Source organism: Microcystis sp., from assembly GCF_048564745.1.
Classification (GTDB): Bacteria; Cyanobacteriota; Cyanobacteriia; order Cyanobacteriales; family Microcystaceae; genus Microcystis; species Microcystis ichthyoblabe_A.
Genome location: NZ_JBLZRT010000170.1, coordinates 1 through 16,661, shown reverse-complemented (window position 1 = coordinate 16,661; position 16,661 = coordinate 1). Strand labels below are relative to the sequence as shown.

General features: G+C 41.1%; 21 protein-coding genes and 1 pseudogene. 8 read left to right on the top strand and 14 right to left on the bottom strand.

Going from position 1 to position 16,661, the window contains the following annotated elements:
* Window positions 1-55: 55 nt before the first annotated feature.
* The gene (locus ACOCD9_RS18305) at window positions 56-805 is read right to left on the bottom strand and encodes an NYN domain-containing protein (protein WP_288124773.1); all 750 of its coding nucleotides are present in this window, start codon (window positions 803-805) and stop codon (window positions 56-58) included.
* 263 nt (window positions 806-1,068) lie between these two features.
* Here ACOCD9_RS18305 and ACOCD9_RS18300 point away from each other — a divergent pair, with 263 nt between their 5' ends.
* From ACOCD9_RS18300 to ACOCD9_RS18285, 4 genes are all read left to right on the top strand, one after another.
* On the top strand, window positions 1,069-1,968 hold the full coding sequence (locus ACOCD9_RS18300; RefSeq protein WP_419548125.1) for a J domain-containing protein: 900 nt from the start codon (window positions 1,069-1,071) through the stop codon (window positions 1,966-1,968).
* Between the two features lie 90 nt (window positions 1,969-2,058).
* Window positions 2,059-3,501 (top strand): protein kinase domain-containing protein, encoded by a 1,443-nt coding sequence (locus ACOCD9_RS18295; protein WP_419548124.1) that lies wholly within the window; start codon window positions 2,059-2,061, stop codon window positions 3,499-3,501.
* Between the two features lie 363 nt (window positions 3,502-3,864).
* On the top strand, window positions 3,865-4,059 hold the full coding sequence (locus ACOCD9_RS18290; protein ID WP_287700685.1) for a hypothetical protein: 195 nt from the start codon (window positions 3,865-3,867) through the stop codon (window positions 4,057-4,059).
* Window positions 4,038-4,289: a type II toxin-antitoxin system RelE family toxin gene (locus tag ACOCD9_RS18285; RefSeq protein WP_190357782.1), complete on the top strand. Its 252-nt coding sequence runs from the start codon at window positions 4,038-4,040 to the stop codon at window positions 4,287-4,289. The genes ACOCD9_RS18290 and ACOCD9_RS18285 overlap by 22 nt, the downstream gene beginning before the upstream one ends.
* A gap of 265 nt (window positions 4,290-4,554) precedes the next feature.
* Here ACOCD9_RS18285 and ACOCD9_RS18280 read toward each other — a convergent pair whose 3' ends face one another.
* From ACOCD9_RS18280 to ACOCD9_RS18265, 4 genes are all read right to left on the bottom strand, one after another.
* Window positions 4,555-4,941, bottom strand: a complete 387-nt coding sequence (locus ACOCD9_RS18280; protein ID WP_190357781.1) for a type II toxin-antitoxin system VapC family toxin — start codon at window positions 4,939-4,941, stop codon at window positions 4,555-4,557.
* 3 nt (window positions 4,942-4,944) lie between these two features.
* Window positions 4,945-5,172, bottom strand: a complete 228-nt coding sequence (locus ACOCD9_RS18275; protein WP_002784946.1) for a DUF2281 domain-containing protein — start codon at window positions 5,170-5,172, stop codon at window positions 4,945-4,947.
* A gap of 319 nt (window positions 5,173-5,491) precedes the next feature.
* The gene (locus ACOCD9_RS18270) at window positions 5,492-5,866 is read right to left on the bottom strand and encodes a hypothetical protein (protein WP_061431090.1); all 375 of its coding nucleotides are present in this window, start codon (window positions 5,864-5,866) and stop codon (window positions 5,492-5,494) included.
* A 2-nt stretch (window positions 5,867-5,868) separates the two neighbouring features.
* Window positions 5,869-6,222, bottom strand: coding sequence for a papain fold toxin domain-containing protein (locus ACOCD9_RS18265; protein WP_002798426.1), 354 nt, complete (start codon window positions 6,220-6,222; stop codon window positions 5,869-5,871).
* A gap of 1,136 nt (window positions 6,223-7,358) precedes the next feature.
* Between ACOCD9_RS18265 and ACOCD9_RS18260 the strand changes: the two are divergent.
* Window positions 7,359-7,484 (top strand): annotated as a pseudogene (locus ACOCD9_RS18260) (PEP-CTERM sorting domain-containing protein); the annotation flags it as partial.
* Between the two features lie 287 nt (window positions 7,485-7,771).
* On the opposite strand, the gene ACOCD9_RS18255 reads toward ACOCD9_RS18260, so the two are convergent.
* The 6 genes from ACOCD9_RS18255 to ACOCD9_RS18230 form a co-directional block, all read right to left on the bottom strand.
* On the bottom strand, window positions 7,772-8,347 hold the full coding sequence (locus tag ACOCD9_RS18255) for a Uma2 family endonuclease (RefSeq protein ID WP_004163759.1): 576 nt from the start codon (window positions 8,345-8,347) through the stop codon (window positions 7,772-7,774).
* Window positions 8,348-8,452: 105 nt separating this feature from the next.
* Window positions 8,453-9,073: a Uma2 family endonuclease gene (locus tag ACOCD9_RS18250; protein WP_012265292.1), complete on the bottom strand. Its 621-nt coding sequence runs from the start codon at window positions 9,071-9,073 to the stop codon at window positions 8,453-8,455.
* A 48-nt stretch (window positions 9,074-9,121) separates the two neighbouring features.
* A complete protein-coding gene (locus ACOCD9_RS18245) occupies window positions 9,122-10,648 on the bottom strand; it encodes a GldG family protein (protein ID WP_287704682.1) in 1,527 nt (508 codons plus the stop codon).
* Between the two features lie 2 nt (window positions 10,649-10,650).
* Complete coding sequence (locus ACOCD9_RS18240) at window positions 10,651-11,481, bottom strand: ABC transporter permease (RefSeq protein WP_287704684.1); 831 nt, start codon at window positions 11,479-11,481, stop codon at window positions 10,651-10,653.
* Window positions 11,471-12,412, bottom strand: coding sequence for an ABC transporter ATP-binding protein (locus ACOCD9_RS18235; RefSeq protein WP_287704686.1), 942 nt, complete (start codon window positions 12,410-12,412; stop codon window positions 11,471-11,473). The genes ACOCD9_RS18240 and ACOCD9_RS18235 overlap by 11 nt, the downstream gene beginning before the upstream one ends.
* A gap of 216 nt (window positions 12,413-12,628) precedes the next feature.
* Entirely contained in the window at window positions 12,629-13,609 is a 981-nt protein-coding gene (locus tag ACOCD9_RS18230; protein ID WP_287704688.1) for an ABC transporter ATP-binding protein, read from the bottom strand.
* 264 nt (window positions 13,610-13,873) lie between these two features.
* Between ACOCD9_RS18230 and ACOCD9_RS18225 the strand changes: the two genes are divergently transcribed.
* On the top strand, window positions 13,874-14,740 hold the full coding sequence (locus ACOCD9_RS18225) for an alpha/beta fold hydrolase (RefSeq protein ID WP_419548123.1): 867 nt from the start codon (window positions 13,874-13,876) through the stop codon (window positions 14,738-14,740).
* A 157-nt stretch (window positions 14,741-14,897) separates the two neighbouring features.
* On the opposite strand, the gene ACOCD9_RS18220 is transcribed toward ACOCD9_RS18225, so the two are convergent.
* On the bottom strand, window positions 14,898-15,338 hold the full coding sequence (locus tag ACOCD9_RS18220; protein WP_287704692.1) for a DUF29 domain-containing protein: 441 nt from the start codon (window positions 15,336-15,338) through the stop codon (window positions 14,898-14,900).
* A gap of 115 nt (window positions 15,339-15,453) precedes the next feature.
* Here ACOCD9_RS18220 and ACOCD9_RS18215 point away from each other — a divergent pair, with 115 nt between their 5' ends.
* Window positions 15,454-15,654, top strand: a complete 201-nt coding sequence (locus tag ACOCD9_RS18215) for a hypothetical protein (protein WP_149986406.1) — start codon at window positions 15,454-15,456, stop codon at window positions 15,652-15,654.
* A 113-nt stretch (window positions 15,655-15,767) separates the two neighbouring features.
* Here the strand turns inward: ACOCD9_RS18215 and ACOCD9_RS18210 are convergent, their stop codons facing one another.
* Window positions 15,768-16,010, bottom strand: coding sequence for a DUF2283 domain-containing protein (locus ACOCD9_RS18210; protein WP_002775710.1), 243 nt, complete (start codon window positions 16,008-16,010; stop codon window positions 15,768-15,770).
* A complete protein-coding gene (locus tag ACOCD9_RS18205; protein ID WP_002736548.1) occupies window positions 15,961-16,227 on the bottom strand; it encodes a DUF4258 domain-containing protein in 267 nt (88 codons plus the stop codon). Before ACOCD9_RS18205 ends, ACOCD9_RS18210 begins: the two co-directional genes overlap by 50 nt.
* Window positions 16,228-16,451: 224 nt before the next feature.
* On the opposite strand from ACOCD9_RS18205, the gene ACOCD9_RS18200 reads away from it, so the two are divergent.
* On the top strand, window positions 16,452-16,661 hold a 210-nt coding region (locus ACOCD9_RS18200; RefSeq protein WP_002736586.1), incomplete at its 3' end, for a type II toxin-antitoxin system VapC family toxin.

The window sequence follows — 16,661 nt, the reverse complement described above, 5'->3', positions numbered from 1 at the left end:
TCGATCGCTGTAGCGGTAGGACTCGCATTAAGGAACGCATCCTACTAGATCTGCACTACGTTTTTGGAGTAGTGCCATTCTTTTGCTTGCTCCTCACGAAGACTGCCTTATTTTTTCGCTGAATCTCGAATAAGTCAATAGCCTCGAACAGGCCACTCAACTTTGCATATCCGTAGTTGCGTGGGTCAAAAGATGTCTGATTTGCTATGTGTCCGCCAATCTCTGCCAAATTCGACCAACCATCATCGTCTAGAGTGCTAGAAACAGCGCCCCTCAATAAACTGATTAATTTGGTGTCTTGCTTCAACTCTTTACCAGTTTTCTTCACACTTGCAGAAACTTTGGAAGTCTCCTCAGAATTTACTGCTTGATCAATAGTTTCTAGGTATAAAAATGTTGAACACGCATAAACAAAAGGCAATGGTGTTTTCTTCTCGCCAAATCCATAGACTTTTAAGCCATTTGTCAAAATTCGCATCACTAAAGGAGTAAAGTCACAATCGCTCGACACGATTGCAAAAGCATCCAACTGTTGTGTATACAGCAAATCCATTGCATCAATAATCATTGCAGCATCAGTAGCATTTTTGCCCTTCGTATAGTCGAACTGTTGGACGGGGCGAATAGCGTATTCATGCAAACACTCCTCCCAGGCTTTCAGCGCAGGACTTTTCCAGTTTCCGTAAGCCTTACGAATATTGGCAACTCCATACTTTGCAATTTCAGAGATGATCGCCTCAATTTTTGATGCAGGGGCGTTGTCTGCATCAATCAGCAGCGCAATTTTTGATTCTGATTGCCGCATATTGCTCCAGGTGTGCTGATCACTTTAATTTTTGAACTCGAACAGACACTCTTCAAGTATGCCCCAACCGATAACCTAAGCCATCCAACTATTAATTATAAAGAAACTTTCCGAATAACCGGAGTAAGGATGTGGGGAAACTTTCGGCATATCACCCCGTTTTGTGGATTTCTGACGATTAGCCGAGATACAAAGAACTTTTCAGCGACCATAGCACCAATTATAATTCTTCGGGTAACTGAGCAGACTAACTAAAAGTTGCGATGGCGGAGCAAATTCTTTCTCTACTCTTGTACCTAATTCTTATTTTAACGGCTTTTTGGTTTATTAGCCCCCAAAAAAAGCCCCGTAGTCATCCCGCCTATCATCTTGCTTGTTTACTAGAAGATGCTCCTGAAAGCTCTTTAAAGGGTCAATTTTATCCCCTGGCTACTCCCTTGGCTACCCCGATCGCCTGTACTGTTCCCCAGGTGTGGCGCAGTGTATATAGGCAGTCTCTGGCAAAACCGGATGTTAACTATTGGCAATGGCGTGGTATGCCCGAAAATGAGCAGTTTTGTCGGGAATTACGGGAATTATTGCAATTAAATCCGGCTAGAGGTTACGCTAAGGAAATTCTGGAAAGTCTCGCCTTGGGTCAAGATCCTTTTTATCATCTCTACTGGGATCTAAAAGCGATCGCTAATGGTAACTTTAACACTATCGGGGCTAATAAACTAGCTGAGGGCAGATTCGCCAGGCGAGATTTGCGAACTCATCAGCAGATGCGGAGGGATTTTCGTCAATGGCATTTACAAGCTTGTGAACAGTTGGGAAAAGAGCGGGTTAAAGCGGTTTATCGGGTGTGTTATGGGGCAGATTGGTCATTAATCGCCCAAATTCTCTATCCTTCGCCCCGTTCCTTGGCCGTGATGATTATAGAGTCCGCTAATCCCGTTTGGTGGCGAGTTTTGGGGATTACTCCTTTTACCACGACTAGCCGGATTGAGAACAATTATAAAACTCTCTTGTGTTATTGGCATCCCGATCGCAATTCTCATCCCAATGCTACAGAAATCACCGCCCATCTTAATCGCGCCTACGATTGTTATAAAAGTTTTCAGGAGATGAGTAGTCAAGATAATGCACCTTTGTGGACGAAAATCCGTCGCTGGATTCCTTAGACTTGACTCTAGTTTTTCCCTTGACTTTTTCCTTAACGAAAGAATGTTAGTCTAGGAACAATTTATGACCACGCTTGCACTCTCAGGGTAATGAATCTAGTGCTTTTAAACAATCGCTACCAAATTGTTAGTATCCTTGCTAGGGGGGGATTTGGGGAAACTTATATCGCCATCGATACGAATATGCCTTCTCAACGGCGCTGTGTGATTAAAAAATTGCAGCCGGCTATTCAAAGTGAGGAGATGCCAGAATGGTTAAAAGAACGTTTTCAGAAAGAAGCAAGCGTTTTAGAGGAATTGGGAGAGCAAAATCGCCAAATACCCCGTTTATACGGTTATTTTGCCCAAGATAATCACTTCTATCTGGTGCAGGAATGGATTGAAGGGGAGACACTAACCCAAAAACAGCAACGACAGGGAAATTTATCCTCCTCAGCAGTGCAGAAGATATTGGAGAATTTACTGCCTGTTATTGATTTTATTCACAGTCGCCGCATTATTCACCGGGATGTGAAACCCGATAATATTATCTTAAGAAATAGTGATAATTTGCCCATTTTAATCGATTTTGGGGTAATGAAAGAGGCAGTCGCCACCTTACTCGATCCTACGGGAAAAAGTGCCTATTCGATCGCCCTTGGCACCCCCGGTTATATGGCTTCGGAACAGGCTGCCGGGAGACCGGTCTTTTCTAGTGACCTTTACAGCCTAGGCTTAACGGCGATTTTTTTATTAACGGGAAAAACGCCGCAATATCTAGAAACTGACTCGCGCACGGGGGAAATTCTCTGGCGACAGGAGGCAGAAAATGTTAATCCTAATTTAGCTATGGTAATCGATCGAGCGATCCGTTTTCATCCCCGGGATCGGTTTGCTACTGCGAGGGAAATGTTAGCAGCTTTGGCAGAAATATCCCCCGATTTGTCCACCCAACCAACTATCGCGGTTTCTCCCCATAGTCCCCGATTAAAGTCCTCTACACCCCAAAAACCAACCGTCTCCCCCACTGTGGTTATTCAACCCAATTCCGGGAAAAAAAAGAATCCTTGGCTGTGGATTTTGCTGATTTTTGCGGTGACAATTGGGGCTTTTGCCCTAGGATATCGGGGATTTATGGCTCTTTTACCCAAAAATGAGGAAATTAAACCATCACCAACCCCCGAACCTTCTCCTAGTCCTGAAATCATTCCTCCTCCCTCCCAAGATTTTCCCCCTATCCGACGACCTTCTCGTCAACGGACTCCCATTTATTCCCCGACTCCTACTCCATCCCCGACTCCTACCCCAGAGGTGATTCCTAGTCCAGAAGTGACTCCAGAATTAACTCCTAGTCCCACCCCAGAAGAAGTAATTCCTATTCCTGTTCCCCTTCCTGAAACAGATCCGAGTCCTCAAGTTTCTCCCCTTCCTTCCCCTTCCCCTTCCCCTTCCCCTGTTCCAGAGGTGATTAATCCCCCGGTTAATGAGGATAAAATTGAACCGATTGCTCCTCCGGTTTTATCACCTTCTCCTCCTGAAGAAAATAGTAATTAATAGACTGCTTGCAGAAGTCTGGCAAGGGGAAGATGATAATTTTTTCTTAAACCCTTGCCCTTTCCCCTACAATAGAAGATAGCTACTGTTTAGGCTTAATTCTTCTGATTCTATCTGCTCTGCCAGTTGACGCAGTAGATCAAAAATGCTAGTTAAGGTTTCCTCTGGTAATTTAGCCATATTCAATTATTTCTATCATCTGGTTGGTGCGAGGTAATCCTGTTTAATTTAGTTTGCGATCGAGTTGAAGCGCAGTCAAGGGAGAAGGCAAAGGCGAACACGACATACCGCGCCACAATCCCTCTTGTGTTTTATGATGGTTAATGAAAGGCAGAAAAACAATAAGGAAGTAGGGGCAGTAGCATGAACGACCAAAGTGCTGTAGATGTTGAGCGATTCCTAGAGTATTTAGAAACCTCTGAGACTGCTGATGACGTGCCTCCTGAAGAAATTGAGGCGGCAGAGAAAGCCTATCAGGAATATTTAGAAGGGCGCGATCCTGGCAAATCTAAAGCAGAGTTGAAGGCTGAGTTAGGATGTGGCACTACATCATCTTAAAACCAGCCGAGCGTTACCTAAGACGGTTACAGCCCCGCAGCCAAGAGCGCATCTTAAATGAACTGGATAAATTGCTGGCGAGTCCTACTCAGACAGATTTCAAGAAACTCAAAGGGCGAGAGAGTTATCGCCTGCGGGTGGGTAATTATCGGGTATTAATGCAGGTCAATCGAGAAGAACGTCTTTTCATTGTCACTGAGATCGGTCCTCGTGGTGATATTTATAAATAATACCGAATCCGACATACCACACCAAAATCCCTCACGGAAAAGGATAGTTCGCCTGAGAAGCAGTAAAACAGGGGAAAACACCTGAGAATCCTTGCTCTGTGAATCGCTAAGCTAGGGAGAAGAATGTAAAGATTTATTAAATTGTAGCTTTTGAGACAGTTGTTTTTTGGGGATGTGTATCCTTCTGTTGTCTGCCTTTGACGTTGGGTGGGGGTGTTGTTTGACCTAGCTGCGAGGTTAGCGATCGCCTCACATTTTGGGAAATTTACCAAATTCTTTGAACGGGGTAACGGTCAAATATTTCATCAATGCTCAGAATAGGCATAATTTCGGTTATTGATTGGGATATTAAAAGTCGATTAAAGGGGTCTTTATGATAGTGGATAAGGGTTGCTAGTGTCCAGATATGAGCCAGATCAATAGAAAGTATTTCTAGATTATTAATGGTTATTTGATTTTTAATTAATTCCTGTAAAGATGGGTTAAGTTGTAATTTTCCCAGTTGCAGTTTTATTTGCATTTCCCAGACACTAGCAACGCTTAAAAACAAGCGATTATTTCGATCAAATAACAAATCTTGCCCGGTTAGTGATAGTTTTTCTGAGTTAATTGACCACCAAATAAAGCTATGGGTATCTAATAAAAGTTGCATGGGTTAAGTTGGCGGCAAGAGTTCATCGGTTAGGGGTTCGTTAAAGTCATCGCTGATCCAGCCTTGACCTTGATATAATCCCGCAATTCTACCTGTTGGGGTTATTTGGGTTTGATGGTGTTGATTGACTATAGATTCCAAAAAATCGAGAATTTCTTGTTGTTGTTGGACAGGTAATGTCTGAAGGGTTTGCAACAAAGGAGAATTGGTATCTAGGCCAGCATTGTTCATCACGATTTGATTTGAGGATTTTGGGGCAATACCTCAAGGATAGCATGGGTTTTCAGAGGTGAGGGGACAAGTTACGGACGCTGCGATTGCACTACTGAAGTCGGATCGGGTCTCTCTGTCTCGTCTTCTGGGGATTGTTTATTCTGGTTCTGGGTTTTCTTTATAGAGATTGGGAGGGAAATGTAAAGATTTGTAAAATATTTATTAAATTGTAGCTTAGAATACAGTTTTTAGTGCGGTAATGTGTATTGTTTTGCTGTCCGTTCTTGGCGTTGGGTTGGGCTGTTGTTTGACCTGAGATATGAGATTTGCGATCGCACTAGCTGACACGACTTATAATAATCTCTTTATCCTCAATCCCATCGGCAGGAATTTCCTGACTGCCAAGTTGTTGAAACTCCCCTAGTAACTGAAAAAAACGCTCAAATCCCTGCTTTTCATCGGGGCAATAGAGCAGGATAATTTTAGCCCAAGCATTAGATGTATGAAGATTGTATTTGTTTTCAACAAACTGATGAAACTCTTGATAGAATCTGATTTCTTCGGCTGTCGGTTCAATTCCTAACTCCCGTCTAGCAGTTTTATAACCCACTAAAAACATAAACAAATCCGACAGGGAAGGACGACCAATATACAGTCCAGGTCTAGCTTTAATCTTAGACAAAATCTCAAATAATCCGCCTTTTACTTCCATCTTTACCCTTCTCCTGCTTCAGTAATTATAAACTCTTCACTTTGGCAATGAAAATCTTTCAGCCAATCATCTCGTGTCATCCCTTGAGGAGACAGATTATCAAATACTCTTCCCCTTACTTCTACCCCATAATGTTTTCCATTGATCGTAATTGATTGATCATTCCCTATGCGATCGCTAATGATATAATCTTCGTCATGATAGCGCGTTTTCAGTTCGATCACTTTCCCCTCAATTTCGTTGTCTGTTAGCCACTGCATTACTGCTCTAGCACATTCATAACATTGATAAAGCTGGAATTGACTGACAATATTGCCAATTTCTTGATCAATTTGGGAATCGGTTAACTTAACCACTCTCTCACTCCAAAATGAAAGCTGGTATCCCTAGTCTATCAGCTGGTTAGTGCGAGGGAATCTTCCCCTGTCAATCCCTAAGCTAGGAAGAAGAATATAAAGAATTTACTAAATTGTAGCTTTTAATACAGTTGTGGGGGGGGGAGTGTGTATTGTTTTGTTGTCCGCAAAAAAATCAATTATTTTGAATTATGCTTTATAATAAAATATCCTGTTACCTTGTTCTTCCTTCGATAGTAATACTATTAACCAACCAATCCGCAGGAGCTAATGGTGATCATCTTCTTTATGGGGTTCAATATAATGTTAAATTTAGTACTTTAAGAGATATTTTCATAGGAAGGGGTGCTGATATTGGTTTATATACAGAATATAGAACCAGCGGGTTTTATAACGGCAATCCAGATTTTGGAGATTTTAGTATTCGAGCTGAATTAGGAGTCCGAAATTTTGGAAATTGGGACGATAGCCCAGTAGAAATCGGGTCCGTTATCAAAACTCAAACAGCTATTTATCAAAATGTTATATTTGGCACTACATTAGAAACTGATTTTTATAGGGGAGGAGATTTTAATTTATACAATGGAAGACTTGATTTCAGTGCAACAGCTAGAGGAACTATTTCTGGAAACCCTTTTACTCTAGGTTATGGAATTGGTTATGGTTTTGAAGAAGGTAGATTTACAGCCTCAGCATCTGGAGATTTGGTTGTTGATGATGGACTTGAATTAGGTTTTGGCCTGGATGATATATTTGGTAGTAATTCAGAATACAGATCAAGGGTAGGATTTCGCAATCTTCTGCCTAATGGGGAGCTTGGACTCGATAGTAATTTAGAGTGGGATATTAATACGGATGGACTATCTGAAATTAGAGCTTCCGTTTCTGGGCTGTTAAGGGGTTTGACACCCCGAGAGGCTGTAGAACATTATCTTGGACTTGATTTTGAAGAAACCAATCGAAGGCTGCTAGCAATCGGCAGAAGACTTGGGACGGATATTATTACCAGAGAAGATTTAGATAGAATAGGATATTCTCAAATAAAGTTAGGTCTTCAACTTACTTATGAACCTCAAGTAATTGATGAAGATAAGTATAATGTTAGGCCTAATATACGATTAAATAAATCTATCGCACAAGTCCCCGAAACCTCTACAGTCCTAAGCCTCCTCGCCCTCGGCACCCTCGGCGCAGCCTCAACCCTCAAACGCCAACTAAAACCATCCCAATCCATCGAAAAAGAAACCACAAAAGCCAGCTAAATTGCTTCTAAAATACCATAAATGCCCCCTTCATTCAGTCAGTTGAGGGGGTATTTATATCGTATTTTTATGTTATCTTGAGGGGATTTATACCGCTTTGCGGAAGGCAAAAGTCTTATACCATAAGCCTTTCATGTTCCTAATTTTTACAATCCAAATCAATCATTAATGTTACCAGTATAAAATAAATAAGAGGGGTTATTCATAATGAGTCCACATCCGTATAACTTTGACAACTTTACTCTTCTGGAATAAACTGATAAACCAAACGATGCTGACATAACAAATTAAACCTTTAGCCAAGCAAAAATATCCACTGCTGATATTGACCAACGTTCTAATCCTTTAATCACTGCTAAAGGCTCATTATTTCCTTCAGTTGCAATATGTACTTTCGGTAATCCTGTTTGAAAAACGGTGACTGACTTTGCTGAAGGATCAATCAACCAACCTAATTCTGTTCCTTGTTGTAAACAGAAAATAATCTTTTCCATCACTAAGGTAACAGATTGTTCAGGAGACATAATTTCAATAATCCAATCGGGATAACGTAAAAATTGATCGGCCATTTCTCCATCTAGATCTCTTGGCAAATTCTCCCAACGAATCACCGCAATATCTGGCACAATTGAACGTTCTGCAAAAGTACAACGCAATTCAGGTAGAGCATAAGCTAATTTTTGAGATTTAGTCTGTTGATTAATGGCAGAGGCTAACTCAAATTGTAAGATGCTGTGTTTTCCTTTGGGCATAGGTTTTTGAGTGACAATTCCATGATAATATTCCCTAGCAGGCTTAGTTTCTGGAAGGGCAAGAAATACTTCGAGGGAAAGAGCTTGTTTATCTTCTATTGTGGCAAACATTAATTGATTTCTCCGATCTTGAGTTGTTTTCTATTATAAGCTCCTGACTCTCAGGTAAGTTTTTGATTTTTACCATAAGTCTAATCTAAAAATACGGGTTTTTCTTTAAGCTCTAGCACGAAAAATTTGATTAGCCGTGAGGTTTAACTCTGGAAAAACCCCTGAAATAAGACGTTGATCCTGTTTAAATAAATTACCTTGATATTCTCCATCGATTAATTGATAGATAGAAATGGTGGGTTCTTTGGGGCTGCCGATATATCGGGCCGAACCTTTGGCTAAATAATCGATAATCCAATATTCGGCAATTCCTAATTGTTCGTAGTCGTCGAATTTTTTCAGATAATCATCTCGCCAATTGGAACTGACAATTTCAATAATTAATTTAGCTGATGTTGCCAGAGAAATTGAGGAAGCGGTTTCCCAATAGAGATCATTAACTAGATTTTCTCTGTCTAAGACAATAATATCGGGTAGATAACCCGTATGGGGTCGAAGGGGTTTTACTGCCGCAGTATTAGGGATAAAATAGGGCAATTGCTGCCGATTTATCTCTAAGAATAGGGTTCCAGAAACAAATCCGCCAATTTCTTCGTGTTTTCCGATCGGTCGCATCATGGCCAATAATTTTCCTGCGATTAATTCGTATTGTTGTCCATCATCGGGATATTGATTGATATAGTCATCAAAAGTCAACAATTGGGGGATAGTTTGGGTTGTGGTCATGGCAGTTAGGGGAATTAAGAGAGATGATTTTTCTAGATTCTAACTCGATTAACGACGTTGCCACCAAGTCAATCCAGCTAGGGTAAATCCTACTAAAGGCATCACTACCATCGCTATCCAAAAAATAGCGTTAGCTTGCAGGGGATTTAAATTAATTCTTCTATTTTCTGGTTCCTTGGCCCGGATAGATAAGGTGGCTGTTTCACCACTGGCTAACCACTGCACAGAATTTAAAAATATATCTCCGTTTAACTGTTGTTCAAATAGTCCATCGCTGGCAAAGCTGGCATTACCAATCACGATTAATTTACCTTTTTTTCCAGTCAGAGCAACTCCTAGATCAAAGGGACCAGCTAAATCTTTTTCAGGGTTAAACTGGAGATTCTGATCATTTAAATCACTCTCAGCCCACATTTTATCATTAGTAATCATTAAAGATACGGCTTCAATTCCTTCGATGGGAACGGTAGCGATGGGACGAGCAAAGGGAAAGATAGAAATACCGTTAGCAAAATCGCGAGTAATGGGATGATTGCCGTAATTGGTAATAATGGGACTAGCTGGTCCTAGTCCGATGATTTCCCCGGCACCGGAAGCATCAATAATAATCCGATTATCTAGTTTCACACCCCAAGCGGTTAATAAGGGTTCTAATCCGGTTTCGGTTTGGGGGTCAATCATTAATAAAATTTTGCCCCCTTGCTCAAGATAGTTTTTTAAAGCGGTGACTTCCTGGGGAAATATTTTTCTTTTGGGACTGGCAATAATAATGACATCGGCATTACTGGGAATGGTGGAACGTTCCACTAGATTAAGTGGTTTTACTTGATAACCTTTTGCTTCTAAACTATTGACTGTTTGCACTAATCCACCTTGAGGCTCTTTGATGGCATTTTCTCCATGACCTTGCAGAAAGTAAGCGGTTAAAGTGCGATCGGTTTTAGCGGTTTCGATGGCGTTACTCAGTTTCGCTTCGGTGAGACTTTCCTCTTCACTAATAGTTTTCAGGGGTTGTTTTTTTTCACCATACTGTAGATAGACTCTGGACAGATTATCATTAGCTAGTTTTTTAAATTCCTGAGCGATATTGGGTTTTTTCTCTGGGTTAACTATCTCGTACTGAAATTGGGGATTTTTGCGTTGATAATTGGCTAAAAGTTCCTCTTCGTTGCCACTGATTCCCCGGGTTGAAAAAATCCAGACTTTGACTGGTTTTGACAGATTGGTTAATAGTCTTTCGGTTTGGGGGGATAAACTAAAGATTTGGTTTTCGGTTAAATCAACTCGATAGGGATAACGGAGGGCAAGAAAGTTAATTAAACCGATAACACCGAGGACAATAATAGTAGTAATAAGGGTTTGAGTGCCGGTGCGGGTACTTCTTTTTTGCCAAAATTCTTTCTGGGTGATTACTAATAACAACAGCCACCCTAGAAACAGAATAGCCCCGGCAATTAATAACCCCAGAGAGAGGGATGACCATTGACCGGAGATTAACCCTACGGTTAAGCCGGCACTAGCCAGAAAGAGGGCGGGTATATAGAGAAATTTACCGTATTTTTGCCAGGATATCATAGTTAGTTTCTTTGATAACGGTCCGCTTCGATCGATTGAGTAGTTAGGAAGATTCCCAGCAGAATATAACTGAGCAGGATGACTAAACTACTACTGTCAAAAATTCCCCGCACGAAATTGTTAAAGGGTTGATACCAAGATAGATGGGAGAGCAATTCTTTCAGGAAAAATCCGATCTGTTCTCCCACTTCTCCTCCGATGCGATCTCGAAAGAAGGTTTCGACATTGTTAGCAATGACATCCAGTATCCAGATAAATAAGATGGTGATAAAGGTGATGATGTAAGCCAGGATAGAACTATTGGTGAGGGAAGATATAAACATCCCGATGGCTAGGATGGCCGCTGCCAGTAAAATTAATCCTAGATGAGCCATTAAAACACTGGCTATATTCACCGGGGGAACTGCGCTACTAAAAACCACTATTTCGTAAATCCAGAGGGGGGTAATCATCACGGTAAAAAAGGCCAGCACTCCCAATAATTTACCGATGGCTATACTCCAATTAGTCAGGGGGGAAGTGGCTAAAAGTTCTAGGGTTCCCTGTTTTTTTTCCTCTGCGTATAATCCCATAGACAGGGCTGGCAAAATTACCAACAATAAAGAGGATAAAATAATGCCGATGAAAGTGGTCATAAATTCAGATACCGTATCTCTGGCTACCAGAAATCCCGATTGTTCCTGGATACTAACATCGAGAATAATGCCGTAGAGAAGGGAGTTAAAGAAAAATCCCGCTACTAACCAAAATATCCCCATAATGATATAGGCATTGGCGGCGGTAAAATAGCTTTGAAATTCCTTGCGAAAAATCGCCCAGATATTATTGATCATGCCTCTCCTCTTGTTGGTTACTTTCCCCGCTGCCGATTACTTCCAAAAAGATATCTTCTAGGGTTTTACGCGTGCGACGCATTTCTAATAGGTTATAACCATTGTTGACAACTATTCTAGCAAGTTCTGCCCCTAGGTTTGTTCCCACTTGACCAACAATTTTAAGCAGGTTATCGCCGACTTTTGCTGCTTGTTCGACTTGCGGCATTTGTTGAAGGATTTCTAGCAGGGAATCCCTATCACCCTCGATCTCAATTTCATAACTGGAACCGGCAGGGGTAGCGGTAGTAATATTATTGGCCACGATGCGACCCCGATTAATAATTGTCGCTCGATCGCAGGTAATACTCACTTCTGGTAAAATATGAGTGGAGAGAATAATTGTATGTTCTCCCGCTAAACTTTTAATCAGATTTCTCACCTCGATAATCTGTTTCGGATCCAATCCTACTGTCGGTTCATCTAAAATAATTACCGGTGGATCATGTATGATCGCTTGGGCAATTCCCACACGCTGTTTATAACCTTTGGATAATTTGCGGATAATAACTTTTCTTTTTTCTAGTAACTGACATTTGCCTAAAACTAGATCTACCCGCGCTTTTCTATCTCCCGATGAGATGCCTTTAATCCGTGCGACAAAATCGAGAAAACTTTCCACGGTCATCTCCGGATACAAGGGGGGATTTTCGGGAAGATAACCAATGCGACGACGCACTTCTAAGGATTGTTGATGCACATCGTATCCTGCTATCCTTGCTGTTCCCGTTGTGGCAGGAATATAACCGGATAAAATCCTCATAGTGGTGGTTTTTCCCGCTCCATTTGGTCCCAAAAAACCGAGAATTTCTCCTTTTTCTACGGTAAAATCCACGTCACTGATTGCCGTGGTAGAACCATAAATTTTACTCAGATGTTCGACTTCAATCATAAGCTTTATCAGTTATCAGTTATCAGTTATCAGTTATCAGTTATCAGTCAATAGTGTTAAGTGACAAGTTCGGAGCTTTCTTTTAACTCGACGGAATCTAAAACCTAATTTGTTAAGCTAGAAGATTTTATGGACTTAGTTTCTAACCTTCTTTTTGGGTAGGAGAATTGCCAGATTCTTTCTTTTGCCTCTTGCCTCTTGCCTTTTGCCTACTACTCACTGATAACTGATTTTTCCCAGACTATGATCCCGATTAATTTCTACCACTAGATGCGCTTGTTTGAGCAGGGGTGGCAGAAATAATTGCGGATGTAAACTTTTCCAAAAATACTTGACAAATTCCTCGATTTCTGATGGGTTCATACCTCCTTTTGTTTCGGCCGCCTGTCGCCATTGTAAACTGTAACGGTAGTCAAGGGGAAAAAGAATCAGTAAGCGATCGATTTTTGACCAGAGGGGTAGATATTCTCGCAATCTTTGATTATTATCCCTGGCGAATTGTCGGTCTTCCTCGCTATTAATCGGATCGGGGGCATGATCAAAGACTGTTTCTTCTACTGGATTCATGCCCACAAACCAACCCTCGAAAAAAAGAATATCAACTCGTTCCACTTGTTCCGCTGCAATTCTATCTCCTTGTCCTCGATGCAGGGACTTGTCAAACCGCGGGATTAAAATCGGACTTTCTTGCTGACAAACCTGTTCTAAAACTTTAATTCCTAATGCTATATCATGAGTACCCGGTGGACCACGCCAGCGCAATCTTTCATCCTTTTGACGCAATTTTATTCGCTCATTATAGGTCTTATAAATATCATCTAAAGAGAGATTATTTACTTTTAAATCAAAATAGGCTAAAATAATCGACATTATGGATGTTAGAGTGGTCTTTCCCGTGCCTTGGGGAGCCAAAATGCCTTGAATCAACGGTTTTGCGTGGCTGCGTAGCTCTAGCGCCCAAGGAATCCACAAGCGCCAACAGCTGATCAAAATCTGATTTGGCTGATTTATCCCTAACTCCTGACATTTTTGCCAGACTCGCGGCCAGAGAATCGTTAATAGTTCAGCCCTTTCCTGTAGGATCAGAGGGTTAGTCTCCCTAAAATTTAAGGATTCGATCGCTAGTAGTTCTTCTAGATCCGCGTCAGTTAAGGGATTTTTGTCGATTAATCCCTGTAAAATCGTCAAAATCTTCATAGCTGTTATTCAGGAGTAATTCTCTGGGGTTAGCCACCCATACCAGCAGATTAATCCCGCTCAAGATTTTTTTTGAGAGTGTTTTTTAGGGTTATTTGCCCAAAAATGAAGGGTTCGCAGGCAGGCACGGATTCCCATTATATATATAAGTATATGTCAAGTCCCGTTTTCAGTCAAGGGGTTCGGTCAAAAATCTCTAGCTTTGTCTCCAGTTTCCCAATCGGTTAGACTAAGAATTATTCACATTACTTAACAAAACAGCCGATGAATACAGCTGCTCTGACGATAAAGCAAAATTGGCAATGGCAAGGAAATTCTATACACTATGTGCAAGCGGGTACTAGAGTGACGGGAAAACCCCCGTTACTATTAGTCCACGGTTTTGGCGCTTCCACCGACCATTGGCGAAAAAATGTGCAAGGTTTAGCCTCAGAATGGGAAGTATGGGCGATCGATCTGTTAGGATTTGGTAGATCAGCTAAACCAGATCTTGTCTATAGTGGCAATCTTTGGCAGCAACAATTAAATGATTTTATCAAGGAAGTTGTGGGGCAACCGACGGTTTTAGCGGGTAATTCTCTGGGGGGTTACGCTTCTCTCTGTGTAGCTGCTAATCATTCCGAGAATGTTCGGGGATTAATTCTCCTCAATAGCGCCGGTCCTTTTAGCGATACAGAAAGCAATCGTCAGCCTAATTTAGCACAAAAATTACTGCGATCAGTCTTGCTGCAACCTTGGGCCAGTTATCTCTTATTTCTCTATACCCGTCAACCCAAAACTATCCGCAAAACCCTAGAGAAAGTATATCTCGATCGCAGTGCCATTACCGAGCAGTTAATAGAAGATATCCGTCGTCCTTCCCTGGATGCGGGAGCAGCCAAAGTTTTTGCTTCTGTGTTTAAATCTCCCCGGGGGGAAAATGTGGATATTCTCCTGCAAAAGTTAAGTTGTCCCCTGTTGATGTTATGGGGTGAGGGGGACCCTTGGATGAATACTAGGGAACGCGGGGCCAAATTCCGTCAATACTATCCTTCTCTGACAGAATATTATCTAACTGCCGGTCATTGTCCCCACGATGAAATTCCCACGGAGGTTAACCAGTTGATTAGTGATTGGGTGAAAAACTTATAGGTAGTTAGAGACCGGTTATCAGGTTTTTATTTTTTTGACGCTTATTTGACCTGAAAAAAGAGGGTTCGTAGGAAGGCACGGATTCCCATTATATATATAAGTATCTGTCAAGTGCGGGGATTTGTCAAGGGTTTTTTTGAAAAAATCTGCCAGAATTTCAGGGGAGAAAATCGGAATCGAGGATTTGTTCGGGACTATAGGGGCAGCTTTCGGCAAAGATAGCGGCCGGTAATTGGCTTTTTTGTCGGACTCGCTTCACTGCTTTGGGGTAAATAACCGAAATTCTGGTTAAAAAATAGTTATAAAGGGTTTTTGACTCCAATAAAAGTTCTAATTCCACCCGAAAGTTACCGATTTCGTCCTGCCATCCCCGCGCACATCTTTCTCGTTCCTCCGGCCAGTATTGGTAGAGAAGCAGATGAATGAGCAATTGTAGGAGATAACTATCTACTTTATGTCTCTGTTGGTTCCCCAATGCTTCGATTTCTTCTTCGAGATGTTCCCAATCTAATACATCTGTCTGTCTTTGTCGCAGTTGTTTGGCCGTTTCTTCTAACCAAGCAGGATAGTCTTGTTCGTATAAGTCTTTATTTGTCATACCCTATCCTCTTTAGCGCCGGTCAGGTATTAGGTTTTTATTTTTTTGACGCTTATTTGACCTAAAAAAAGAGGGTTTGCAGGCAGGTACAGATTCCCATTCTATATATAAGTGTATGTCAAGTGCGAGGATTTGTCAAGGGTTTTTTATTGAGATTTTGTTAATCATCTCGAATACCGTGCATCATGGATTAGTAAATGCTCCGAAAGATTGGCAATATTCCAGTTTTCACCGTTATGTTGAAGAAGGAATTTATGATCAGATGTGGGGAGCTTCAGAAAAGCTGATCTTTGATAGTGATATTGGTATGGAATAAAATGTAGAAGTGAAACCCAAAAAATTCAGGTAAGAAATAAGGGCAATGTTGGGTTTCGTCACCTCAACCCAACCTACAGATCAGCGATCGCACTACAGGATCAGCGATCACCTTTATCGAGAAGAAATAGCTACCTGCACATTCGGAGAAAAATTCTCGATTTTTCGAGAAGCATTAAGAATTTCAATCCCGATTACATTACCTGCTTGATCATAGTCAAGAATAACCCCCGGACTGATTGCCTCACTTTCTTCTACGGGTGTGTCATGCCAGGTAATTGTTAAAACGTCAACTTCAGCATCATATTTAGCTTTCATTTGATAGCTGCCTATATTTTCTAAGTTTACTGGTAACATATAGTGTAACAATTTTTTGAGGCTCAACTAAGTCATTAATGTAAATTCTCAGAAGATAAGTTTTATTGTTAATGGTGACAAACGTACCTTGATAAACTTTGAGTCCATCTTCTTCTAAAATTTGCTCAGGATTATTGAGGATGTCCTGCAATATTTTTAAAGAGATTTGGCGTTGAATAATTTTTTCTTCGGCATGGTGACTTAAAATAAAGTTCACGAGGATTTCGGGTTCTTCGGTTTGTCTTATGCAATGGACGGGGTTATAAGGAATGAAACCTTTATAGAGACAGACATTGCCGCAATTTTTGTCAATTGTTTGCGATCTGAAGCGAACTAATCAATTAAATCTCTTGCCAGATAAGGATTGAGTCGATTTATGCCCCCACATCGAACCATACCAAGTCCCGAAGAGCCATATTTTATATGGCGAAGAAAAAGAGCATGAACCCTGAGAAATTTCTCGATACAAGTTATGCGATCGCTTTATCTTCATCTACGGACGATTATCATCTATATTGTCAAAGAAACGATAAAAATTGGGGAATTGTTGACTGTATTTCTTTTATTGTAATGGAAGAGCGTAGAATAACGGAAGCATTAACAACGGATATTCATTTTCAGCAAGCTGGTTTTCGAGCTTTGTTGAGAGAT

Bases quoted from the DNA above. Each gene is read 5' to 3' on its own strand.
- ACOCD9_RS18300 (WP_419548125.1), top strand. From the start codon at position 1,069: ATGGCGGAGCAAATTCTTTCTCTACTCTTGTACCTAATTCTTATTTTA.
- ACOCD9_RS18230 (WP_287704688.1), bottom strand. From the start codon at position 13,609: ATGAAGATTTTGACGATTTTACAGGGATTAATCGACAAAAATCCCTTA.
- ACOCD9_RS18220 (WP_287704692.1), bottom strand. From the start codon at position 15,338: ATGACAAATAAAGACTTATACGAACAAGACTATCCTGCTTGGTTAGAA.
- ACOCD9_RS18305 (WP_288124773.1), bottom strand. From the start codon at position 805: ATGCGGCAATCAGAATCAAAAATTGCGCTGCTGATTGATGCAGACAAC.
- ACOCD9_RS18275 (WP_002784946.1), bottom strand. From the start codon at position 5,172: ATGAACAATGCTGGCCTAGATACCAATTCTCCTTTGTTGCAAACCCTT.
- ACOCD9_RS18295 (WP_419548124.1), top strand. From the start codon at position 2,059: ATGAATCTAGTGCTTTTAAACAATCGCTACCAAATTGTTAGTATCCTT.
- ACOCD9_RS18245 (WP_287704682.1), bottom strand. From the start codon at position 10,648: ATGATATCCTGGCAAAAATACGGTAAATTTCTCTATATACCCGCCCTC.
- ACOCD9_RS18250 (WP_012265292.1), bottom strand. From the start codon at position 9,073: ATGACCACAACCCAAACTATCCCCCAATTGTTGACTTTTGATGACTAT.
- ACOCD9_RS18285 (WP_190357782.1), top strand. From the start codon at position 4,038: ATGTGGCACTACATCATCTTAAAACCAGCCGAGCGTTACCTAAGACGG.
- ACOCD9_RS18215 (WP_149986406.1), top strand. From the start codon at position 15,454: ATGTCAAGTGCGAGGATTTGTCAAGGGTTTTTTATTGAGATTTTGTTA.
- ACOCD9_RS18290 (WP_287700685.1), top strand. From the start codon at position 3,865: ATGAACGACCAAAGTGCTGTAGATGTTGAGCGATTCCTAGAGTATTTA.
- ACOCD9_RS18280 (WP_190357781.1), bottom strand. From the start codon at position 4,941: ATGCAACTTTTATTAGATACCCATAGCTTTATTTGGTGGTCAATTAAC.
- ACOCD9_RS18210 (WP_002775710.1), bottom strand. From the start codon at position 16,010: ATGTTACCAGTAAACTTAGAAAATATAGGCAGCTATCAAATGAAAGCT.
- ACOCD9_RS18255 (WP_004163759.1), bottom strand. From the start codon at position 8,347: ATGTTTGCCACAATAGAAGATAAACAAGCTCTTTCCCTCGAAGTATTT.
- ACOCD9_RS18225 (WP_419548123.1), top strand. From the start codon at position 13,874: ATGAATACAGCTGCTCTGACGATAAAGCAAAATTGGCAATGGCAAGGA.
- ACOCD9_RS18240 (WP_287704684.1), bottom strand. From the start codon at position 11,481: ATGATCAATAATATCTGGGCGATTTTTCGCAAGGAATTTCAAAGCTAT.
- ACOCD9_RS18235 (WP_287704686.1), bottom strand. From the start codon at position 12,412: ATGATTGAAGTCGAACATCTGAGTAAAATTTATGGTTCTACCACGGCA.
- ACOCD9_RS18270 (WP_061431090.1), bottom strand. From the start codon at position 5,866: ATGGAAGTAAAAGGCGGATTATTTGAGATTTTGTCTAAGATTAAAGCT.